At 45.5% G+C, this 18,505-nt stretch carries 18 protein-coding genes; 1 reads left to right on the top strand and 17 read right to left on the bottom strand.

Features of this window, described 5'->3' with window-relative positions; genetic code table 11:
* Positions 1 to 63: 63 nt before the first annotated feature.
* The 11 genes from EKN16_RS30790 to ilvB all read right to left on the bottom strand — a co-directional run bounded on the left by EKN16_RS30790 (position 64) and on the right by ilvB (position 12,455).
* Positions 64 to 1,434 (bottom strand): anti-sigma factor domain-containing protein, encoded by a 1,371-nt coding sequence (locus EKN16_RS30790; RefSeq protein WP_125665304.1) that lies wholly within the window; start codon positions 1,432 to 1,434, stop codon positions 64 to 66.
* Positions 1,431 to 2,267, bottom strand: coding sequence for an RNA polymerase sigma factor SigI (sigI, locus tag EKN16_RS30785; protein ID WP_232016112.1), 837 nt, complete (start codon positions 2,265 to 2,267; stop codon positions 1,431 to 1,433). Before sigI ends, EKN16_RS30790 begins: the two co-directional genes overlap by 4 nt.
* 113 nt (positions 2,268 to 2,380) lie before the next feature.
* Positions 2,381 to 2,794, bottom strand: a complete 414-nt coding sequence (locus EKN16_RS30780; RefSeq protein ID WP_125665302.1) for a hypothetical protein — start codon at positions 2,792 to 2,794, stop codon at positions 2,381 to 2,383.
* 169 nt (positions 2,795 to 2,963) lie between these two features.
* The gene (locus tag EKN16_RS30775) at positions 2,964 to 3,512 is read right to left on the bottom strand and encodes a peroxiredoxin (protein WP_125665300.1); all 549 of its coding nucleotides are present in this window, start codon (positions 3,510 to 3,512) and stop codon (positions 2,964 to 2,966) included.
* Between the two features lie 253 nt (positions 3,513 to 3,765).
* The gene (gene leuB, locus EKN16_RS30770; protein WP_125665298.1) at positions 3,766 to 4,845 is read right to left on the bottom strand and encodes a 3-isopropylmalate dehydrogenase; all 1,080 of its coding nucleotides are present in this window, start codon (positions 4,843 to 4,845) and stop codon (positions 3,766 to 3,768) included.
* A gap of 265 nt (positions 4,846 to 5,110) precedes the next feature.
* Positions 5,111 to 5,770, bottom strand: a complete 660-nt coding sequence (locus tag EKN16_RS30760) for a response regulator (RefSeq protein WP_125665294.1) — start codon at positions 5,768 to 5,770, stop codon at positions 5,111 to 5,113.
* Complete coding sequence (locus EKN16_RS30755) at positions 5,770 to 7,131, bottom strand: sensor histidine kinase (protein ID WP_125665292.1); 1,362 nt, start codon at positions 7,129 to 7,131, stop codon at positions 5,770 to 5,772. Before EKN16_RS30755 ends, EKN16_RS30760 begins: the two co-directional genes overlap by 1 nt.
* A 158-nt stretch (positions 7,132 to 7,289) precedes the next feature.
* Positions 7,290 to 8,834 (bottom strand): 2-isopropylmalate synthase, encoded by a 1,545-nt coding sequence (locus EKN16_RS30750; protein WP_125665290.1) that lies wholly within the window; start codon positions 8,832 to 8,834, stop codon positions 7,290 to 7,292.
* 221 nt (positions 8,835 to 9,055) lie between these two features.
* Positions 9,056 to 10,048 carry a ketol-acid reductoisomerase gene (gene ilvC, locus EKN16_RS30745; protein ID WP_125665288.1) on the bottom strand — a complete coding sequence of 331 codons (993 nt, stop codon included), beginning with the start codon at positions 10,046 to 10,048 and terminating at the stop codon, positions 9,056 to 9,058.
* 179 nt (positions 10,049 to 10,227) lie between these two features.
* On the bottom strand, positions 10,228 to 10,713 hold the full coding sequence (ilvN, locus tag EKN16_RS30740) for an acetolactate synthase small subunit (protein WP_125665286.1): 486 nt from the start codon (positions 10,711 to 10,713) through the stop codon (positions 10,228 to 10,230).
* Positions 10,710 to 12,455 (bottom strand): biosynthetic-type acetolactate synthase large subunit, encoded by a 1,746-nt coding sequence (ilvB, locus tag EKN16_RS30735; protein WP_125665284.1) that lies wholly within the window; start codon positions 12,453 to 12,455, stop codon positions 10,710 to 10,712. The genes ilvN and ilvB overlap by 4 nt, the downstream gene beginning before the upstream one ends.
* A gap of 549 nt (positions 12,456 to 13,004) precedes the next feature.
* On the opposite strand from ilvB, the gene EKN16_RS30730 reads away from it, so the two are divergent.
* Positions 13,005 to 13,460: a GNAT family N-acetyltransferase gene (locus EKN16_RS30730; protein WP_164523061.1), complete on the top strand. Its 456-nt coding sequence runs from the start codon at positions 13,005 to 13,007 to the stop codon at positions 13,458 to 13,460.
* Here the strand turns inward: EKN16_RS30730 and EKN16_RS32600 are convergent.
* From EKN16_RS32600 to EKN16_RS30700, 6 genes are all read right to left on the bottom strand, one after another.
* Positions 13,457 to 13,849, bottom strand: coding sequence for a hypothetical protein (locus tag EKN16_RS32600; protein WP_170180894.1), 393 nt, complete (start codon positions 13,847 to 13,849; stop codon positions 13,457 to 13,459). The two genes, EKN16_RS30730 and EKN16_RS32600, sit on opposite strands and share 4 nt — an antisense overlap.
* Before the next feature lie 297 nt (positions 13,850 to 14,146).
* Positions 14,147 to 14,506 carry a 50S ribosomal protein L20 gene (gene rplT / locus EKN16_RS30720; protein WP_125665280.1) on the bottom strand — a complete coding sequence of 120 codons (360 nt, stop codon included), beginning with the start codon at positions 14,504 to 14,506 and terminating at the stop codon, positions 14,147 to 14,149.
* 44 nt (positions 14,507 to 14,550) lie between these two features.
* A complete protein-coding gene (rpmI, locus tag EKN16_RS30715; RefSeq protein WP_125665278.1) occupies positions 14,551 to 14,754 on the bottom strand; it encodes a 50S ribosomal protein L35 in 204 nt (67 codons plus the stop codon).
* Between the two features lie 27 nt (positions 14,755 to 14,781).
* Positions 14,782 to 15,279: a translation initiation factor IF-3 gene (gene infC, locus EKN16_RS30710; RefSeq protein WP_125666843.1), complete on the bottom strand. Its 498-nt coding sequence runs from the start codon at positions 15,277 to 15,279 to the stop codon at positions 14,782 to 14,784.
* A 289-nt stretch (positions 15,280 to 15,568) separates the two neighbouring features.
* Positions 15,569 to 16,807 carry a glycosyltransferase family 2 protein gene (locus EKN16_RS30705; protein ID WP_125665276.1) on the bottom strand — a complete coding sequence of 413 codons (1,239 nt, stop codon included), beginning with the start codon at positions 16,805 to 16,807 and terminating at the stop codon, positions 15,569 to 15,571.
* A 312-nt stretch (positions 16,808 to 17,119) separates the two neighbouring features.
* A complete protein-coding gene (locus EKN16_RS30700) occupies positions 17,120 to 18,298 on the bottom strand; it encodes a glycosyltransferase family 4 protein (protein WP_125665274.1) in 1,179 nt (392 codons plus the stop codon).
* Between the last annotated feature and the right edge of the window lie 207 nt (positions 18,299 to 18,505).

The following is an 18,505-nucleotide window of genomic DNA, read 5'->3' as shown; positions in this document are numbered from 1 at the left end:
GCAGAATAACTGCCATAGCCTAGCTAATTTCTTTGATAAACGGGTAGATCAGCAGCCTCGATCTTAGTCATGCTCTCTCTTGGAGTCTTCTTTACGATCCTTTTGTTGATTAGAAGAAGGGGATTGCTCCTCCTGTCTTATCTCATTCTTATTGTTGCTGTGGTCCTCTTGCTGGTTCTTATTATTTTCTTTGTCCTTATCTTTGTTTTTCTGCTTTTTATTTTGCTTGCGATCAACTTCATCATCTTGCTTATTACCATTCTGATCATGGTTCTTCTTATCTTTCTCATCTTTCTTATCTTTCTTATCTTTCTTATCTTTCTTATCTTTCTCATCTTTCTTATCTTTCTTATCTCCATTGTTACTCTGTTTATGGACAGACTTGTCATTCCAGCTCTTCTTCTCATTCTTCTCTTTTGAATTTACCTTTGTTGATTCACCTTTATCGTTAGACTGCCCAATCTGTACTTGAGCGGGGAGTATATTGGTATGATCATCATGATCAGAAGGCTGTTGTCCTTTCGAATCATCAGATTTCTCCTTCTCATTATTCGAGGCTTGATTCTCCTTGCTGTCCTTCTTCATTTGCTTCAGAAGCTCCTTCAGCTTCTCCTTCTGCTTCTGTTCCTGCTTCGCCTTAGAATGGGTGTTGTCGCCTTTGGTCGCTTGAATGACCGCTTTTACGCCGCCCCAAGCTTTCGCAGTCTGATGTAGGGAATGTGTCTTAAGCTCCTCAATGGAAATAGGATGCCCCTGACTTTTGGCTAAGAGATAGAAGGCTAGCTTACCCGAGGAAACACCGTCTCTATTAGCCTCTTCCCGCAATTCCTTTGGTGCCGAAAGTGTTGTCACTTCTACACCTGGCTTCGCACCTTTGTCTACCTTGGCAAGCGCCTTACGTACAGCAAGATCGACATGCTCCTTCAGATTAATTTCATAAGCAGATGCACGTTCATCATGCACCAGGACACTTGTGATCACAACATCGCCTTCTCCGTTATGGATGTAATGTCCAGCATCCACACGATCCATAATCGCCTCCGCTACCTGCTCAACGGGAAGACCTTTATAAGGTAAATTGAGAGTAACTGCAGCTCCATCCACGTTAATTGCCCGCAGCTCCTCCACTTGCTCTTCTTTGTTTACGCCAAGCTCGATACTTGGATTAACGTCTATAGTCAGATAGGCCACTACCGGAGACTCAGAAGGCCCTCCCTTCATGATGAAAGGAATAAATAGCAGCAAGATAACCGCCGCCGCGCCGAAGCTAATGCTGTATAATTTGCGCGATTGGAGCAGCCGCGACCGTTCCGAGAAGGTGATCTCTTCACCAACTATCGGTTTATTTTTGGTAGGAACTTTGCGAAACTGGCCATCTGGCATCATTACGATGACATGCCGCTTCCCGTTTTCCATCACGATTCCACGACTCATGACCGGCCTCCTTTTGCTTGTTTATCCACCTTGTGAGAATCCGTCTGTGGCTCGAGATAATACTGAAGATAAGGATAATTCCCATTATGTAAAATCGCTAATGCGATAATGTATTTGCGGTTACGTTCAATCGTTTTTCGTGAAACGGAGGCCATTTCACATAGTTCCTTAACCGGGAGCTTCTGCTTCACTTCAAAGGCCTCGAATAGCCCCTCTGCTTCAATAAACAATCGGCTAATTCCTATTAATAAAAGTCTTGAATCCGTGTGTTTAGGAGAGATTTCCTGCAGATCCGAGAAGGATATGCCATATTGCTTCAAGTGAATATCATATTCAACAATCTCATTTCTTCTTGCATCCTGTTCCTGCATAATCTGATAACGATTAACGGCTTCCTGTGTTTCAATCGGATTAACGGTCAATTCTTCATCGTCCGTTCGGTCGAACGAACTGTAGGGTACCGTACCTGCGTGACGCTGTTCTTTTCTTACATAGTCAATAAGCCTACGCCGTATGACCGTTTCGGCAAAGCCGAGAAACGATTTACCTGCATGGCTTGCATATTGTTCGATCGCTTCGTTGAACGCACTTAGCGCGATACTAAACTCATCATCACGTGAAGGATCTATATATCTTTTGCAGAATCGGCTTGTCACCTTGGCTATATAAGGCTTATACGCTTGGATAAAATCATCTCGCGAAGCCTTGCCTGAGCGGATAAGCTCCACCATTTCTTCTGGTGTATGTCGTTCATCCTTCTCGCCAGTTGGTGCTAAAGCCGGACTATGTTTGCCAAAAAATCGCTTGAATAGTACGAGTAGCAACCGCTCCACCTCACATCTACATTTTTCGTGCTGTCTATTTCTCTTGAGGGGGTCGTCGTGCAAACCCGTAAAAAAATAAAAGCCTCCTTCTCAGGAGGCATAACCCGAATTCACAACAACCATCAGATCGGAGAACGCTGCCGAAGCTTGTTTCGCCTCTGATTCAATATACCAAGTCTCTTTTTAAGCTCCGCTTCCCAAGCTTCATCACTGATTTGTTTGGCGAAGGATAGAAGATCGAGTGCCATATCAATCTGACTGGTGACGACATCCATGGGATCTTCATTCTCGTTATTCACGCAGTTCTCAAACAATTCCTTCTCTTCTTGCTCAACGTATTCAATAAAGTCAACCTCGGAAGCCCCATCACCATGAGCATATTCAGCCAAAATCTCATATTCATTTTCAATCATATGGTGAATTTCGACGCGGTGGCACACGGGACAGAAAAGAATAGGCACATTATGAATATGCGTCCGAAAATGTTTAAGCGTACCGTTAGTGCCAATCATACTCGCTCCACAACAAAAACTCATGTCCTTCTCCCCCTTAACCTCCAATAGCCAACCCAAATCACGCTGAAACCTTACTAAGCTTATTCGCGATAGACACCTGAAATTCCTGCTAAACTTCATTTTTACCTAGATAGAAAAACCCGGTAACCTTGGAAGGTTCCGGGTTCTGTCTATTCAGGTCTGAATGATATTATTTAGCTACCAGGTTTTTGTCGCCTGGTTTCCAGTTAATTGGGCACAATCCGCCGGATTGCAGAGCTTGCAGTACGCGAAGTGTTTCTTCTACGCTGCGACCAACATCGTTATGGTTAACGACTTGGTATTTAATTTCGCCTTCTGGATCAATAATGAATAGGCCGCGAAGTGCAATACCTTCTTCTTCAATCAATACACCGTAATCGCGAGCAACGCTCTTCGTGATATCAGCAGCAAGTGGGAAATTCAACTTGCCAAGACCGTTATCGTTAACTGGCGTGTTGATCCAAGCGCGGTGGCTGTGTTTGCTATCAATGCTGACACCAAGAATTTCAGTGTTCAACGCTTTGAAGGACTCAGCAGCATCGCTAAGAGCTGTAATTTCAGTTGGGCAAACAAAAGTGAAATCTAGTGGATAGAAGAAAAATACGAGCCATTTTCCTTTGTAATCTGAAAGTGCTGCTGTGCTGAAATCTTGTCCATCACCAGTAACTGTCTCCAATTTAAAATCAGGAGCCGGACGACCAACCAAACGTTCTGCCATTGAAAAAGACCTCCTAAGGTTTTTGCGTTACTTCCTGATTGGCTTCACGTGAGCAAAAACCACATCGAAAGCATACGCTTCGTTTTTGCGTTACTTCTTGATTTGGCTTCTGCGAGAGCAAAAACCACTTCGAAAACATACGCTTTTTGGTGCTATTTATGTGCGTTTAGCACGTGATGACCTGATAAAATCCTACCATCACTTTATAACAAAGTCAACAATGAAATTATTTCTATATAATAATAATTATAATTTACTTTTTCATTGCAGCGATGATTAGATCGCCCATTTCTATAGTTCCGATTGCTGTGCTCTTATCAACTGCGATGTCTCCTGTGCGGTGACCAGCATCAAGAACAGACTTAACCGCATCTTCGATTGATTGTGCTGCATCGGCATAACCGAAAGTAAGACGGAACATAAGGGCTACTGATAGAATCGTTGCGATTGGGTTGGAGATACCTTGTCCAGCAATATCAGGCGCAGAGCCATGTACCGGCTCATAAAGGCCAAAGCTGCCTTCTCCAAGTGAAGCAGAGGAAAGCATACCGATTGAACCAGTCAGCATTGCTGCTTCATCACTAAGGATGTCACCGAACATATTTTCCGTTACAATAACGTCAAAGCTCGATGGACGGCGAAGCAATTGCATGGCGCAGTTATCAACTAGAATGTGCTCAAGCTCAACATCTGGATACTCAGGAGCGATCCGGTTTACCACTTCACGCCATAGACGGGAAGTCTCAAGCACGTTAGCTTTATCAACGGATGCAAGCTTCTTGCGGCGAGTACGAGCGATCTCGAAGCCTTGACGCGCAATACGCTCAATTTCTACAACATTGTAGACACAAGTATCTACTGCCTCTTCTCCACTCGCACCTTCGCGGCGGAACTTCTCACCAAAGTAAATACCACCTGTAAGCTCACGCACAACGATTAGATCGGTCCCTTCAAGTACTTCAGGCTTCAGCGTGGAAGCTTCTTTTAAGCAATCAAACACAGTTGCTGGACGAATGTTGGAGAACAATCCCAGCTCTTTCCGAATACCAAGCAAGCCAGTCTCTGGACGAAGCTCCTTGGAGTTATTATCCCATTTAGGTCCGCCAACAGCGCCGAGCAATACAGCATCCGCATTCTTACAAATGTCGAGCGTCTCTTGCGGCAAAGGAGTCCCTTTCTCATCAATTGCAATTCCACCAAACAAGCCGTGCTCGGTCTCAAATTGATAACCGAAAAGCTCCTCTGTTTTTTTCAATACTTTTAAAGCTTCGCCTACAACTTCTGGTCCGATTCCATCGCCCGCGATAACCGCGATTTTTTTTACGTCAGCCATATGATTTGTAACTCTCCTTTTATTCAGGGCTTCACCTTTCACCGCATCTCTTTTCACGGAATGAAGGCTCCCTTTGATTATGATTCTCACTCTATCCTTAGTTGTACCATATTCAAGCCCTCATGACAAAGATATGAAAGCTATGACTTTTATAGGCAGGAGATATAAGACAGAAATATCTCCTACCGTAAAAGTTAAGCTTGTAGACTTTAAACATTTAAAGGGACCAGACAAAAAGGACTTTCCGCCAAATTATCAAGACCTGTTAAAATAATTCGTTATCCTTCGCTTGCTGTGCTGCTTCCTTGCTGCTCTTACCGCCCAGCTTGCGCAATATATTCGTCACATGGTTCTTTACCGTACGAATGGATAGAAAAGACTTCTCCGCGATTTGCGTTTGGCTGTAGCCATCATGGATCATCGAGAGCAGCTGAACCTCAGATGGGGTCAGCATCCGCTTGAACTTTTCCACCTCATATTCACGCTCAAGCTTCTTTAGTCGCCTAAACTCCTCGAGCATTTGACGTGCCGAGGTTGCATCGATAGCGGAGTGATCAGCTGCCGCCTTCCGAACGGCATCCGGGATGGATGAGAAATCGGATTTCACCAAATAATTAACCGCCCCCGCTCGAAAAGCTTCCACGACGAACGTCCGATCCTCCATAGAAGTGAGCATAATAATACGCGCCCCCGTTGATCCGGACAACTCACCAGCTAGTCGGAGACCCTCTGGACTGTCAGCCAGCATAATATCGAGCAGAATCACATCCGGTTCAAGCTCTCTCGCAAGCTGCAAGGCCTTCTCCGGTTCTTCAGCTTCAGCAATTACATCCAGATCCATTTCATTATTCAAGAAAGCGGTTAGCCCTCGTCGCCAGTCAGGGTCATCCTCCACAATCATCACGCGAATCGGTATGCTGCTCATTAGCTGACTCCTTTAATTTGTTTAATGGATGGAAAATGAAACCGCACCACCGTGCCGATACCTACTTGGCTCTGAATGCGAAGCTCTCCACCCTGCCGATTCATAAGCTGGTAGCAATAAGCAAGTCCAAGTCCGAAGTTCATTGCTTTACCACTCTTCGTTGTAAAGAATGGCTCTACTACTTTTTTGATATGCTCTTTATCAATACCACTGCCGGTATCGCGTACTTCGATTGTACTTCCCCGTTTACCGCCAAATACTTTAACGGTTAGCTCCCCGCCGGCAGGCATCGCCTCGATCGCATTTAAGATGACGTTGCTCAAGGCCTCCGATGTTTGCGCCAGATCAGCAACGGCTTCCGCCTGCTCGTCATATTGGGCATGCACAGTGATGTGTCCAGCAATCGTCTGAGGCTCCAATGCTTGAAGCTGTTCGTGAACAAGCGAAGACAGCTTGATTCGCTCTGGCTGCAAACGCAGCTCCTGTGTCCGCTCATGTACACTTCGAATTAACGATTCAATATGTGTCGTCGCAGAAGTAATAACCCGAATGTCTTCGCGAAGCTCTTGATTTGCTTCCGCTGTACGATTTATTTTATCGCTGAATAGTTTGATTTTCCCAATGTCATTCTTTATCGCATGATTCAGCATAGCCGTCCCGCTTGTTATCGCACGCAAGGAGAAGTTGAGTTGACGACGTTCAATAAGCAGCTGCACACCAAGAAAGCCAAAATTAAAAAGGGCCACAATAAAGATGATGAAAGCCACAGTAATCGGCCAAACATTATAACGCCACATGCCATAGACGCCAAATAATGGAAGAACAAAATTCATCGTAAATGCAATCAGAATAACGGGGAATACCGCGATCGTTAGAATGGCATGCGCTCGACGTTCCATAGGATGCACACTTCGCTTTGCTAGGAGCAGCACCAGACCGATTACAAAATAAGGAATCGCCCAGATAGCGAGTATCTTAAAGTGAACCGGATACCCCTTAGCAATGGGCAAAGCGAGCATACCTAGCGGCAGAATGACTAAGAACAAGGGCAATCTCTTTGTGAATCGTGTCGGTATTACCTCATGATTATAAGCACTAGCAAAGCATAAAAAGCTGTAAGGCAGCCCATAATAGCTCATCCACGAACACGCTCGCTGTAGGATACGCAGCAGCCGCTCTGCTGCAGCATCGATCTGCCCCGTCTCGAATAAGGACACAATCCAACCTTCCAAAATAGATGCCAAAGCACCCATACCACCGCAGAACGATACCAGACTCAGCCATCGTCCTGCCGGATTCTTCCGATTTGCCACAAGCAATAAAGCTGATGTGAACCATAGGGCTATCCATACAAATAACATTTGATTATATCCTCCGATGAGAAGAAATAGCTGCTATACGTTCCACATAAAATGCCGATTTCCCTCTTATTATACCATGGAGGGTAACGAGCGAGTGAAACAAAAAGAACGCCACACCTGCCGGGTTACGGCTGTGCAGCGTTCTTCTCATCTATGAACTAAATTAAACTCATTTTGTCCCGACGTCCAGGTGACTTCCGTTTCTCAATGAGGCGGTTCAATGCATCGATATAAGCGCGCGCGCTTGCTTCGAGAATGTCAGTGCTGAGGCCGCGGCCTTGTGCCGACACTTCATCCTGCATCAGAACAACATGCACTTCACCAAGAGCATCCTTACCGTGCGTGACGGATTTAATCGAGTAATCCTCAAGCTCGACTGCCTCGCCAGTTACAGCATCAATAGCGTTGTAAATCGCATCAACTGAACCATTGCCTTCAGCAGTCTGCTCTTTCACTTCGCCTTCTGCTCCACGAATAGACACGGTTGCTTTTGGAGTCGATTGATTGCCATAGTTAACTTGAATTTTCTCAAGTGTAAACACTTCCGGCGTATCAATGAGTTTCTCCTCCAGCATGGCACGAATGTCCTCGTCACTGACGTTCTTCTTCTTATCCGCCAGATCCTTGAACTTCGCGAATACCACGTTCACTGCATCTTCTCCTAGCTCATAGCCAAGATCAATGAGCTTCTCACGGAATGCTGCACGTCCCGAATGCTTACCAAGAACAAGCTTCGAATCGACCAGTCCGATCGTTTCCGGAGAAATGATTTCGTACGTTGTTTTCTCCTTCAACATGCCATCCTGATGAATACCCGATTCATGAGCAAAAGCATTCGCACCAACGATTGCTTTGTTCCCTGGGATAACCATTCCTGTCAGCTTGCTGACCAAACGGCTCGTCTTCGCAATTTCCTTCAGGTTCAATGAAGTCGTCGCTTGGAAGAACTCAGCACGCGTAGCAAGTGCCATGACCACCTCTTCGATGGCTGTGTTGCCTGCACGTTCACCAATCCCGTTGATCGTGCCTTCGATTTGATCAGCACCATTCAGAATCGCCGCTAGCGCATTTGCTGTCGCCATACCCAGATCATCATGACAATGCGCGCTTAACTGGATTTTCTCAATATCCGGCACTTGAGCTTTCAACGTTTTGAAAATGTTTCCGAACTCCGATGGGTTCATGTAACCAACCGTATCAGGAATATTCACAACCGTTGCTCCCGCGCGGATTGCCATTGCTGTCACTTCACAAAGGAAGTCCAGCTCCGTACGTCCTGCATCCTCAGGCGAGAATTCGATTTTGTCAAAATATTGCTTCGCGTAACGAATCGCTTTCTCCGCTGTCTCCAGCACCTGCTCCTTCTCCATCCGAAGTTTATACTTGCGGTGGATCGGAGAAGTCGCTAGAAACAGATGAAGACAAGGATCCTGTGCACCCTTAAGCGCTTCACGCGCCGCATCGATATCCTGCTCACGTGAACGAGAAAGACCGATTACCGTCGCATTCTTCACTGCACGTGCAACAGCATTAACCGCTGCCAGGTCGCCTGGCGAAGCTGCTGGAAAACCCGCTTCTATCCGGTCAACGCCTAGTCTCTCCAGCTGATAAGCGATCTCGACCTTCTCCTGCGTGTTCAAGTTAACCCCTGGAGATTGCTCGCCATCACGCAGCGTCGTATCGAAAATATAAATTTTGCGCATCTTGCACCTCCTAAAAGTTTTGCGAAGCAAAACTACTTCGTAAGCATTAACCTAAGTTTTGCGAAGCAAAACTACTTCGTAAGCATGATCCTGCACCTAAACAATGATCCCGGATACCGAAACGGCCCTCCTGTCTACCTAGGAGGCGACGAGAAGGACCGTCCCGTTCATCCGGGATTGCATAAATGCCTATCTATATACCGGAATCCGGCAAAAAATGATTACTTCTTGATCCAGTGCATCAATTCACGAAGCTGTCCGCCGACAACTTCGATCGGATGTTCTGCTTCGTTGCGGCGAGTAGCCGACATAAAGGCATTGTTGGATTGGTTCTCCAAGATGAAATCGCGCGCGAATTTACCTTGTTGAATATCAGTCAGAACAGCTTTCATTGCTTTCTTCGTCTCGTCAGTTACGATACGAGGTCCAGTAACATAGTCGCCGTATTCAGCTGTGTTGGAGATCGAATCACGCATAGTCGACAGACCGCCTTCATACATCAGGTCAACGATCAGTTTCAGCTCATGCAGACATTCGAAGTATGCCATTTCTGGAGCGTAGCCAGCTTCAACAAGTGTTTCAAAACCTGCTTTAACAAGTGCTGTTGCACCACCACAAAGAACAGCTTGCTCACCGAACAGGTCAGTTTCTGTTTCTTCACGGAAAGAAGTTTCGATAACGCCTGCACGAGTACAGCCGATACCTTTAGCATATGCAAGACCGATTGCTTTAGCATTACCAGTAGCATCTTGCTCGATTGCGATTAGACCCGGTACGCCGAAGCCTTCAACATAAGTACGACGAACCATATGTCCTGGTGATTTAGGAGCAACTAGCAATACGTCTGTATCTTTGCGAGCAACGATTTGACCGAAATGAACGTTGAAGCCATGAGAGAACATAAGTGCTGCGCCTTGCTTCAGGTTCGGTTCGATTTCTTCTTTGTATACGCGTGCTTGTGTTTCATCTGGCATAAGGATTTGTACTACGTCTGCGATTTTAGTAGCTTCGCCAACGGACAATACTTCGAAACCGTCGTTTTTAGCTTTTTCAGCTGATTTACCAGCACGAAGTCCGATAACTACTTTAAGTCCACTCTCACGCAAGTTTTGTGCTTGAGCATGACCTTGGCTGCCGTAACCGATAACTGCGATTGTTTTACCTTGCAGAACGCTTTGGTCTGCATCTTTTTCATAGTACAATGTAACTGCCATTTGTAAATGAAGCCTCCTTTAAATTAACCCTTTTGAGCGGGTGTTAAAGGAGGGAGGCCCGGATAAAAGTACCGATCTCCCCCGCTTTAACCCCCGCCCAAAAATGGTGGTTGAACCTAATAAATAGCTTGATGAATCGGGATTAGAGTATTGCTAGTCTTTACACATACTAGACTTCATTATCTCGCATTTCCTCGAACCATTGCAGTTACACCTGTACGAGACAGCTCACGTATTCCGTATGGTTTCAAGAGTTCCACCATCGCATCGATCTTCTCTGTATCTCCTACAACCTGTACCATCAGCGTGCTTGTACCAATATCAACAACTGCAGCTCGGAAAGTATCCACAACGCCGAGAATTTCAGGCCTTGAAGTTGGTTCAGCATTAACTTTGATAAGTGCCAATTCTCGACCTACCATTGGGTTCGCGCTTAGATCAATGACTTTAATGACATCGATCAGCTTATATAGCTGTTTCGTTACTTGCTCTAGCGTATTATCATCGCCAGTAGTGACCACTACCATCCGGGACAAGCCGGCTTCCTCACTTGTCCCGACGGTAATACTTTCAATATTAAAGCCACGGCGACCGAATAAGCCAGATACGCGCTGTAGAACACCGGGTTGATCATTTACGAGAACAGAAATCGTGTGTTTTTTCATTCCGAATCCCCCATTAACATCTGGTCAATTGTGGATCCTTGCGTAACCATCGGATACACGTTCTCGTCCTTGCGAACGACGAACTCCACTACAGCAGGTCCCGGATGATTCATCGCTTCCAACCACACCGCTCGCGCCTCTTCTTTGTTTGATGCGCGGAACCCTTTAACACCATAGGCTTCTGCCAATTTCACAAAATCAGGACTTCCCGCCAAATCGATATGACTATACCGATTCTCGTAAATCAGCTCCTGCCATTGACGTACCATACCAAGCACTTGGTTATTGATGATGACTACTTTTACCGGAATGTTATTGATTGCGCAAATCGCAAGCTCCTGCGCGCACATCTGCATTCCACCGTCACCATTAATGGAAACGACAAGTCGATCTGGATTAGCCATTTGAGCACCGATAGCTGAAGGGAAACCAAAGCCCATCGTTCCAAGACCGCCCGAGGTAACCCATGAGCGCGGTTTGTTGAATTTATAGTATTGTGCCGCCCACATTTGATGCTGACCAACGTCGGTCGTTACAATCGCTTCGCCCTTCGTTTCCTCGTAAAGCATCTCGATTACCCATTGCGGCTTGAGCTCAATATCGGAATCGATATATTTGAATGGCTTCTCTATCTTGGAAGCGGCCAGCTTAGCACGCCATGCATCTGCTTTTGCTGCCCATTTCACTTCTTTGTTCGCGATCTGTAGAACCGTCTTCACATCACCTACAATTGGAATGTGTGTCGGTACATTTTTGCCAATCTCAGCCGGATCAATATCAATATGAACGATCTTCGCTAGCGGAGCAAAACCAGCTAGTTTACCCGTAACCCGATCATCGAACCGCGCTCCGATATTGATAAGCAGATCCGCACTTTGAATGGAATTATTCGCTGTGTACGTACCATGCATACCCGGCATACCGAGCCAAAGCTCTTCACCGCTTGGAAAAGCGCCAAGTCCGAGCAATGTCGTCGTAATTGGAATACCCGACTTCTTAACAAATTCAAGCAGCTCTTCATGTCCACCAGAGTAAACAACGCCACCACCAGCTAGAATAAGCGGACGTTCCGCTTCTTCGATAGCCTTCAGCAATTTGTCAACCTGCTGCTTGTTTGGCGTCACGGTTGGATGGTAGCCACGAATACTGACTTCCTTCGCTGGCTCGAACATTGTAAGCTCTGCCGAAACATCCTTAGGAATGTCGATAAGCACTGGACCTTTACGTCCTGTATTCGCGATATGAAAAGCTTCATGAATGATACGCGGCAAATCAGCAGCCTTGCGTACCAGATAACTATGTTTGGTAATCGGCATTGTTATACCGGTAATGTCAGCTTCTTGGAAAGCATCTGTTCCTATTAGCGTTGTTGCTACGTTACCTGTGATGACGACCAGCGGCACCGAATCCATATACGCGGTAGCTATCCCAGTAACAAGGTTTGTAGCCCCAGGGCCCGACGTTGCGATACATACCCCTACTTTACCACTTGCCCGCGCATAACCGTCAGCTGCGTGAATGGCCCCTTGCTCGTGACGGGTCAGTAGATGCTTGAAATCTGAAAAACCATGCATAGCATCATAGATATACAACACCGCTCCACCAGGATAGCCGAAGACACAATCCACACCCTCTAACACCAAGCTGCGAAGCAAAATTTCTGAACCCGTGATGACCTCAGGCTTACTCAGCTTTTCAAGCAATTCTTCTTTTGACCTTAGCGTTGCATTTTGAGCGACCATCAAGTCGTCCTCCCTTCTAAAAAAAACAAAAAACCTTTCATCTCCAGACGTCAAGCGTCTAGGGACGAAAGGTTGATCTTCCGTGGTACCACCCAAATTTGTTACACGCTTTACAGCATGCAACCTCCAGAGGTAAGAACGCATGCGTTCATACCTGGGCACATTAACGTGTGCCGTTCGATTTCCCCTAATACGATTGGCATCCAGTGATGGTTTATTCACCGTTAGCTCGCATTTCATGCGATGCCAAACTTTTCAAGGAAACAGCTCCGAGGTGAGCTCGTTGGAAAGGGATTCTGGCGACGGTTGCAGCAAATCCGTCCGCTCTCTGATCAAAAGAGCCCTTAACACTTCGTCCTCTTCATAGCCGATAACTTTATTAGAATATCTGTTACTTAAACCTTATTATATGCTTAGGCATAACTTTCGTCAAGAACTAGGATGAGCAATTAGACAAAAAGTTATGTATCCAAACAGTCGTTAATGCGCATGCCCGCCACCTACTACATAAGATACCCTATTCAAATGAAATTGAAAGCTGGTGGATCTATGATAAGGCTATGGCGTCCACGAACCGACTCCGCAGAAATCATTCGTTTAATTAAAGCGGAGCTCATACCGCTATCTCATACCGCATCACCTCGTGATGCACAGACTATTCACGAATTGCCCAAGCGTCTAAGGGAAGGTGTAACCTTCGTAAACTCACGTACAAAGACGAGCACACCACTTGGATTTATCCACTTTTATATAAAAGGGGATGTCCTCCAATATGATTTGCTCGCCGTTCATCCGCAGCACCGAGGTAAAAAAATAGGCACGATGCTTATGTCCCATGTTGAGGCCTATGGCCGTTCCAAGAACTGCAGCTTAGCCAGACTTTTTGTTGACAATAGTAACCCAAGAGCACAGCGATTGTATACCCAGCTTGGATTTGACACCGTCAACTATTATCATGATCTCCGATGTTATGAAATGACAAAGGCATTAACAGCACCGTTCTAGTAAAAATTGTTAAATCCGTTGTTGAATCCACCATAAGGCTGGCAGCATTGATTACCGAAGCCGCCATAACCTGGTGGATAGCCACCAAATCCTCCTGGATAGCCACCACCAAATCCACCACCAAATCCACCACCAAATCCACCACCAAATCCTCCACCAAAGCCGCCAGCAAACGGAAGCGTACCGATTGCGAGGAGATCAAATAATACAAGCGGCAGAATTGCCCTTGTTCTGACTACTTTCTCTTTGTCTTCAGTCACAGGGCGCAAGTACAGTCTATTTTCTTGTATTCGAACGAGCTTGCCTGATGCTATCGAGCCGTCCTTGCGTACCGCATAGACTGTTTTGCCGATTAGCTTCTTCACTTGCTCTTTAGAGACACGCTGCATCTGTATTTCCTCCTTTAAATCTCGTAAGCCATAAGCCTAGAGGTCCTACAGTTTATGCTGGCCTAGACTGCTTGGTCTGTATTGTTGTCCATACACCAACGAAAAATAGGTGATTCATTTGCGAGGAGTTCCACTCTATAGGCAAGAAGAAACGGCTAACGCCGTCCTTGGCGGCGAAGCAAGTTTCTTCCCTCTGAAATATAAGCAAAGTATGGAAATAACTTATACTTTCTTATATTTGAACAAAAAAAAAGCGCCTCCCCGTTAGGAAAGGCGCTTTATCTTTAACGTGTATCGCTACGCGTTTACTTTTTGTTTAGCTACACCAGCAAGCGAGTTAAACGAATTGATATCGTTAACTGCAAGATCAGCAAGCATTTTGCGGTTAACTTCAACACCCGCAAGTTTTAAGCCGTACATGAATTTGCTGTAAGACAAGCCGTTTTGGCGAGCTGCAGCATTGATACGAACGATCCACAGTTTGCGGATGTCACGTTTGTGTTGACGACGGTCACGGTAAGCATAAAGCAAGGATTTCATTACTTGCTCTTTAGCTGTTTTAAACAGGCGATGCTTGGAACCGAAATAACCTTTTGCTAGTTTCAAAATTCTTTTACGACGACGTGCGCGGACGAATCCGCCTTTAACTCTTGCCATGAGTAGAAACCTCCCGATTGTTGTTTGCTGTTATGTTTATTTGATTAACCTTTAATGTTGGAAAGACCTTGTTGCAGACGTTTGTAGTCACCAGTAGAAAGCAATGGTTGTGTATTTAGTACACGTTTTTGACGAGCGGATTTACCGGAAAGCAAGTGATTCTTGTATGCTTTGTAACGCATAACTTTACCAGTTCCAGTAATTTTGAAGCGGTCTTTAAGACTGCTATGTGTTTTCATCTTCGGCATTTGAAGTTCCTCCTCTAAGAATGTAAATTAATTAGTTGTTTTTGGTGCCAGAATCATGATCATGCTGCGGCCTTCAAGCTTCGGCTGGCGCTCCATTACGCATAATTCAGTCACTTCACTAGCAAGACGGTCAAGAATCTTTTGGCCGACAGAGGCATGTGTAATTTCACGTCCACGGAAGCGAACGGAGCATTTCACTTTATCGCCTTCGCCAAGAAATTTCACAACGTTGCGATACTTGGTCTGGTAGTCGTTCTCGTCAATGTTGGCACGGAACCATACTTCCTTCGTATCAACAATCTTCTGATTCTTGCGGGCTTCTTTGTCTTTCTTTTGCTGCTCGTAACGGAATTTGCCGTAATCCATGATTCGGCATACCGGTGGTTTAGCTGTAGGTGCTACGTTCACCAGATCCATGTTCAAATCGATTGCCATCTGCAGCGCTTCACGAAACAATTTGATACCAATTTGTTCGCCTTCAGCACCGACGACGCGAACTTCTCTGGCCCGAATTTCATCATTAATTTGATGTTCCCTGCTAATAACCTGCCACCTCCAAGATTTACGAATCCCTTCAAAAATCAAAAAATGCGGATCCACTAGGGACCCGCATTCCAATAATCAAGATTGTAGGTGCGTCGCATAAATGCGCTGCTGCCTGTTCCAATCATCGATCGCAAACCATTCGGCCTGAGCCGGGAAGGTGAGAAGCGGGTGCCTCTACTTATGCGTACACATACAAGTTTGTATGTCACTGAAATAATATAGCACAGACAAACATTCAGTGTCAACAATATTTCACTTCGTACACAGGCTATACTTGTTTGCTTTGTACTTCTTCAAGTCTAAGCACACGTGTATGCTGGGTATGACTCCACTGCTTGTTGTTCTGCGTGAAGAACGCGTAGAACGTAATCGGTAACCAGGAAAGCTGGAAAATCACCATCGAAAAGAGATGTGCATACATTTTCGGTGATTTAATTCCTTCAAGAATCATTACCAGCGGGAACATAACAACCGTTGCCGATATTGCCGCAATGGCAACCCAGTTCGGCATGTAATAATAAATCGACGTGAATATATTGTGTGCAGGAATAATATTATCCCCCCACAGTAAGGCTGTTGCCAAGAAACCGATAAACGTGTTGTAAACCGATATGGAATACAGCGCCGCATCAAATTTTACAAAGCTGCGTTCTTTGATACTAGCCCAAAGCAAAGGGAAAAAATATTGACGGGCCACTGTAAAATGTCCTTGCATCCAACGAAGACGTTGGCGTGAAGAAGCTTTAAAGGTAAGCGGCTTCTCATCATACACTTTTGCATCATAGTTAAGTACTGGGTGTACGCCGCGTTGAACACAGCGCATCGAGAATTCAAGATCCTCGACAAGGCTTGTCGCTCCCCATCCCATTTCCTTCATCAGTTCGGTTTCGAAGCACATGCCAGTACCGCCTAGGTAGTTGGCCATATTCAAGTTTCTGCGGGAAAGCTGCCATAACCGATTACAGTACCAGTAAGTAATCGCATAAGAAGCGGTGACCCATGAATCTGTAGGGTTCTTCGTATCCAGATACCCTTGTATAACCTTATGACCTTCACACAAATCGTTGTTCATATGAATTAAGAAGTCGTTACCTACCAGGTTGTCTGCATCAAACATAACAATCGCATCATATTGTTTCGGCATGGCCCATAATTCCTTGAGCATCCATTCAATGGCATGACCTTTACCGCGCAGATTTGGGTTCTTACGCTCACAAGCTTGAACACCGTAACTGCGGGCAATTTTTGCTGTTCCGTCTGTACAGTTATCGCAAATTACAAAAATATCGTATAGTTCCTTCGGGTATTCGAGGTTTTGTAAATTCTCAATGAGAGCCCCGACCACTTGCTCTTCGTTGTGTGCAGCAACCAAAACAGCGAAAGACTTTTGCGGTTGATGTTTGAGAGCTCTGCGTTTCCTTACAATACCGAACAAAGAAATACTAAATTGATACACACCAACAAACGCCAGGAAAATCTGAACCAAGATAATAATAAAGTTGACCATTACGTTTACTGCCCCCTTGAGACCCCATTTTCATATTCTCTCTGTTTGATCTATCTCGATCTAAAGCGGACGCGGATTTCTCTTTTTATTTTATATACCGCAACCATAATGATTCTCCACACATTACGTCTTTTTGTCAAAAGAACAAATCGCCGTTGTTTGGCAAGAAACCTTGGAAAAACGCTTGCATTGCACGTCAGTGAAACCCAATCGATGTTTTTCTACCGTTTCGCTCTTATTTTCATCCATTTACGAAGAAATAATGTCTCCTTATCCATAAACGATTTAATTTTAATAAAAGTTTCAGTCATTTCACTCACTTATGTGACGAATCCATGAACAATTATCAAGGTCCGAGGCCTTTTCAAAGCGTATAAGCAGCTCTTCAAAAATCGTATCCCATGACTGACGTAAGCTGTACGCGATTCCGCGAGCCGCTAGTCGACCTCTAAGATCAGCATTCCCATGAATCTGTTTCAAAGCATCGCTGAAGGCATTTATATTGCCTGCTTCGCAAATTAGACCATTCCAGCCATGCTCGACCGTGTCCACTACCCCGCCTGCATCTGCACACACAATGGGTGTGCCACAGGCCATTGCTTCTAGAACAACATTGCCAAAGGTCTCCGTTGAAGATGGAAATAAGAAAGTATCCGCAGCTGCATACCATTGCTGGAGGTTAGGCATGCCAGTGAACCCCAAGAACCGAGTAGGAATTCGTTCTCGCTCAGCTTGCTGCTTAAGCAAATCAGCTGATGGTCCATCACCAGCTAGGACAAATAATGCATCTGGACAGATGTCGCGTTGAAATTTAGCGAATGCTGCAAGTGCAACATCGACATTTTTCTCAGGAGACAATCTTCCTGTATAAAGCACGATAAATTTGTCAGGTGAAATATCATGCTGGGTAAGGAACGTATTCCTGTCTACTCCAGGATGGTATTGCTTCGTATCAATGCCACGCGTCCATACTTCAAGGCGGGCTTCATCCCACCCCCTTTGCTTGAGGTCAAGCAGCGTTGATCTGGAAGGGACAAAGATAGAACGCGAATCATGGTGAAACCAATTCATGTATCTCCATAACATCTTAACCATCCAATGCAAATTGTAAAACGGCAAATAACGGTCAAAATGTGTGTGGTAGGATGCAACGAGCGGAACCTGATATTTGCGCGCGTAGTGAACGCCACATAAACCCATATTAAATGGGGTCGCTACATGTATAAGCGTGGGTCCAAAAGCATGCAGCGCACGACGAATATAAATCGGTCTAGGAAGAGCAAGGCGGCATTCTGGATAGAGGAAGAAGGGGAAGCTGGCAAAACGCTCGACGGATGCCATAGCGGCTCTTTCTCGGTCATCTGCTGGATCTGGGGCAAAAACAAGAACTGGGATTCCTTTACGACGCAAATACTCAACCCACCGGGCAAGTGTCCTTGCTACTCCATTCACGTCGGGTTCATAGGTATCTGTAAAAAGCGCCAGCCTCATTACAATCGCCTCCGTTTGTCCGGCTGCACATCATTCCTAGTGACCGGCTCGTCGTTTGGCGATAGTATAAAGGAACTATGTTTTCGAGGCATCAACAATGGATAAAAAGATCGTTAATATACCGTTAGCAGTCCGTTGACACGGGGTGAACAATAAAGAGTTACAGTGAGGGTGTAGGGCGGCTAGGTGGGCAGAGCCTCGCAAAAA

This window comes from Paenibacillus baekrokdamisoli, assembly GCF_003945345.1.
GTDB lineage: Bacteria > Bacillota > Bacilli > Paenibacillales > Paenibacillaceae > Paenibacillus_Z > Paenibacillus_Z baekrokdamisoli.
The sequence above is the reverse complement of the archived record's forward strand: the minus strand, read 5'-3'. Positions and strand labels throughout refer to the sequence as shown.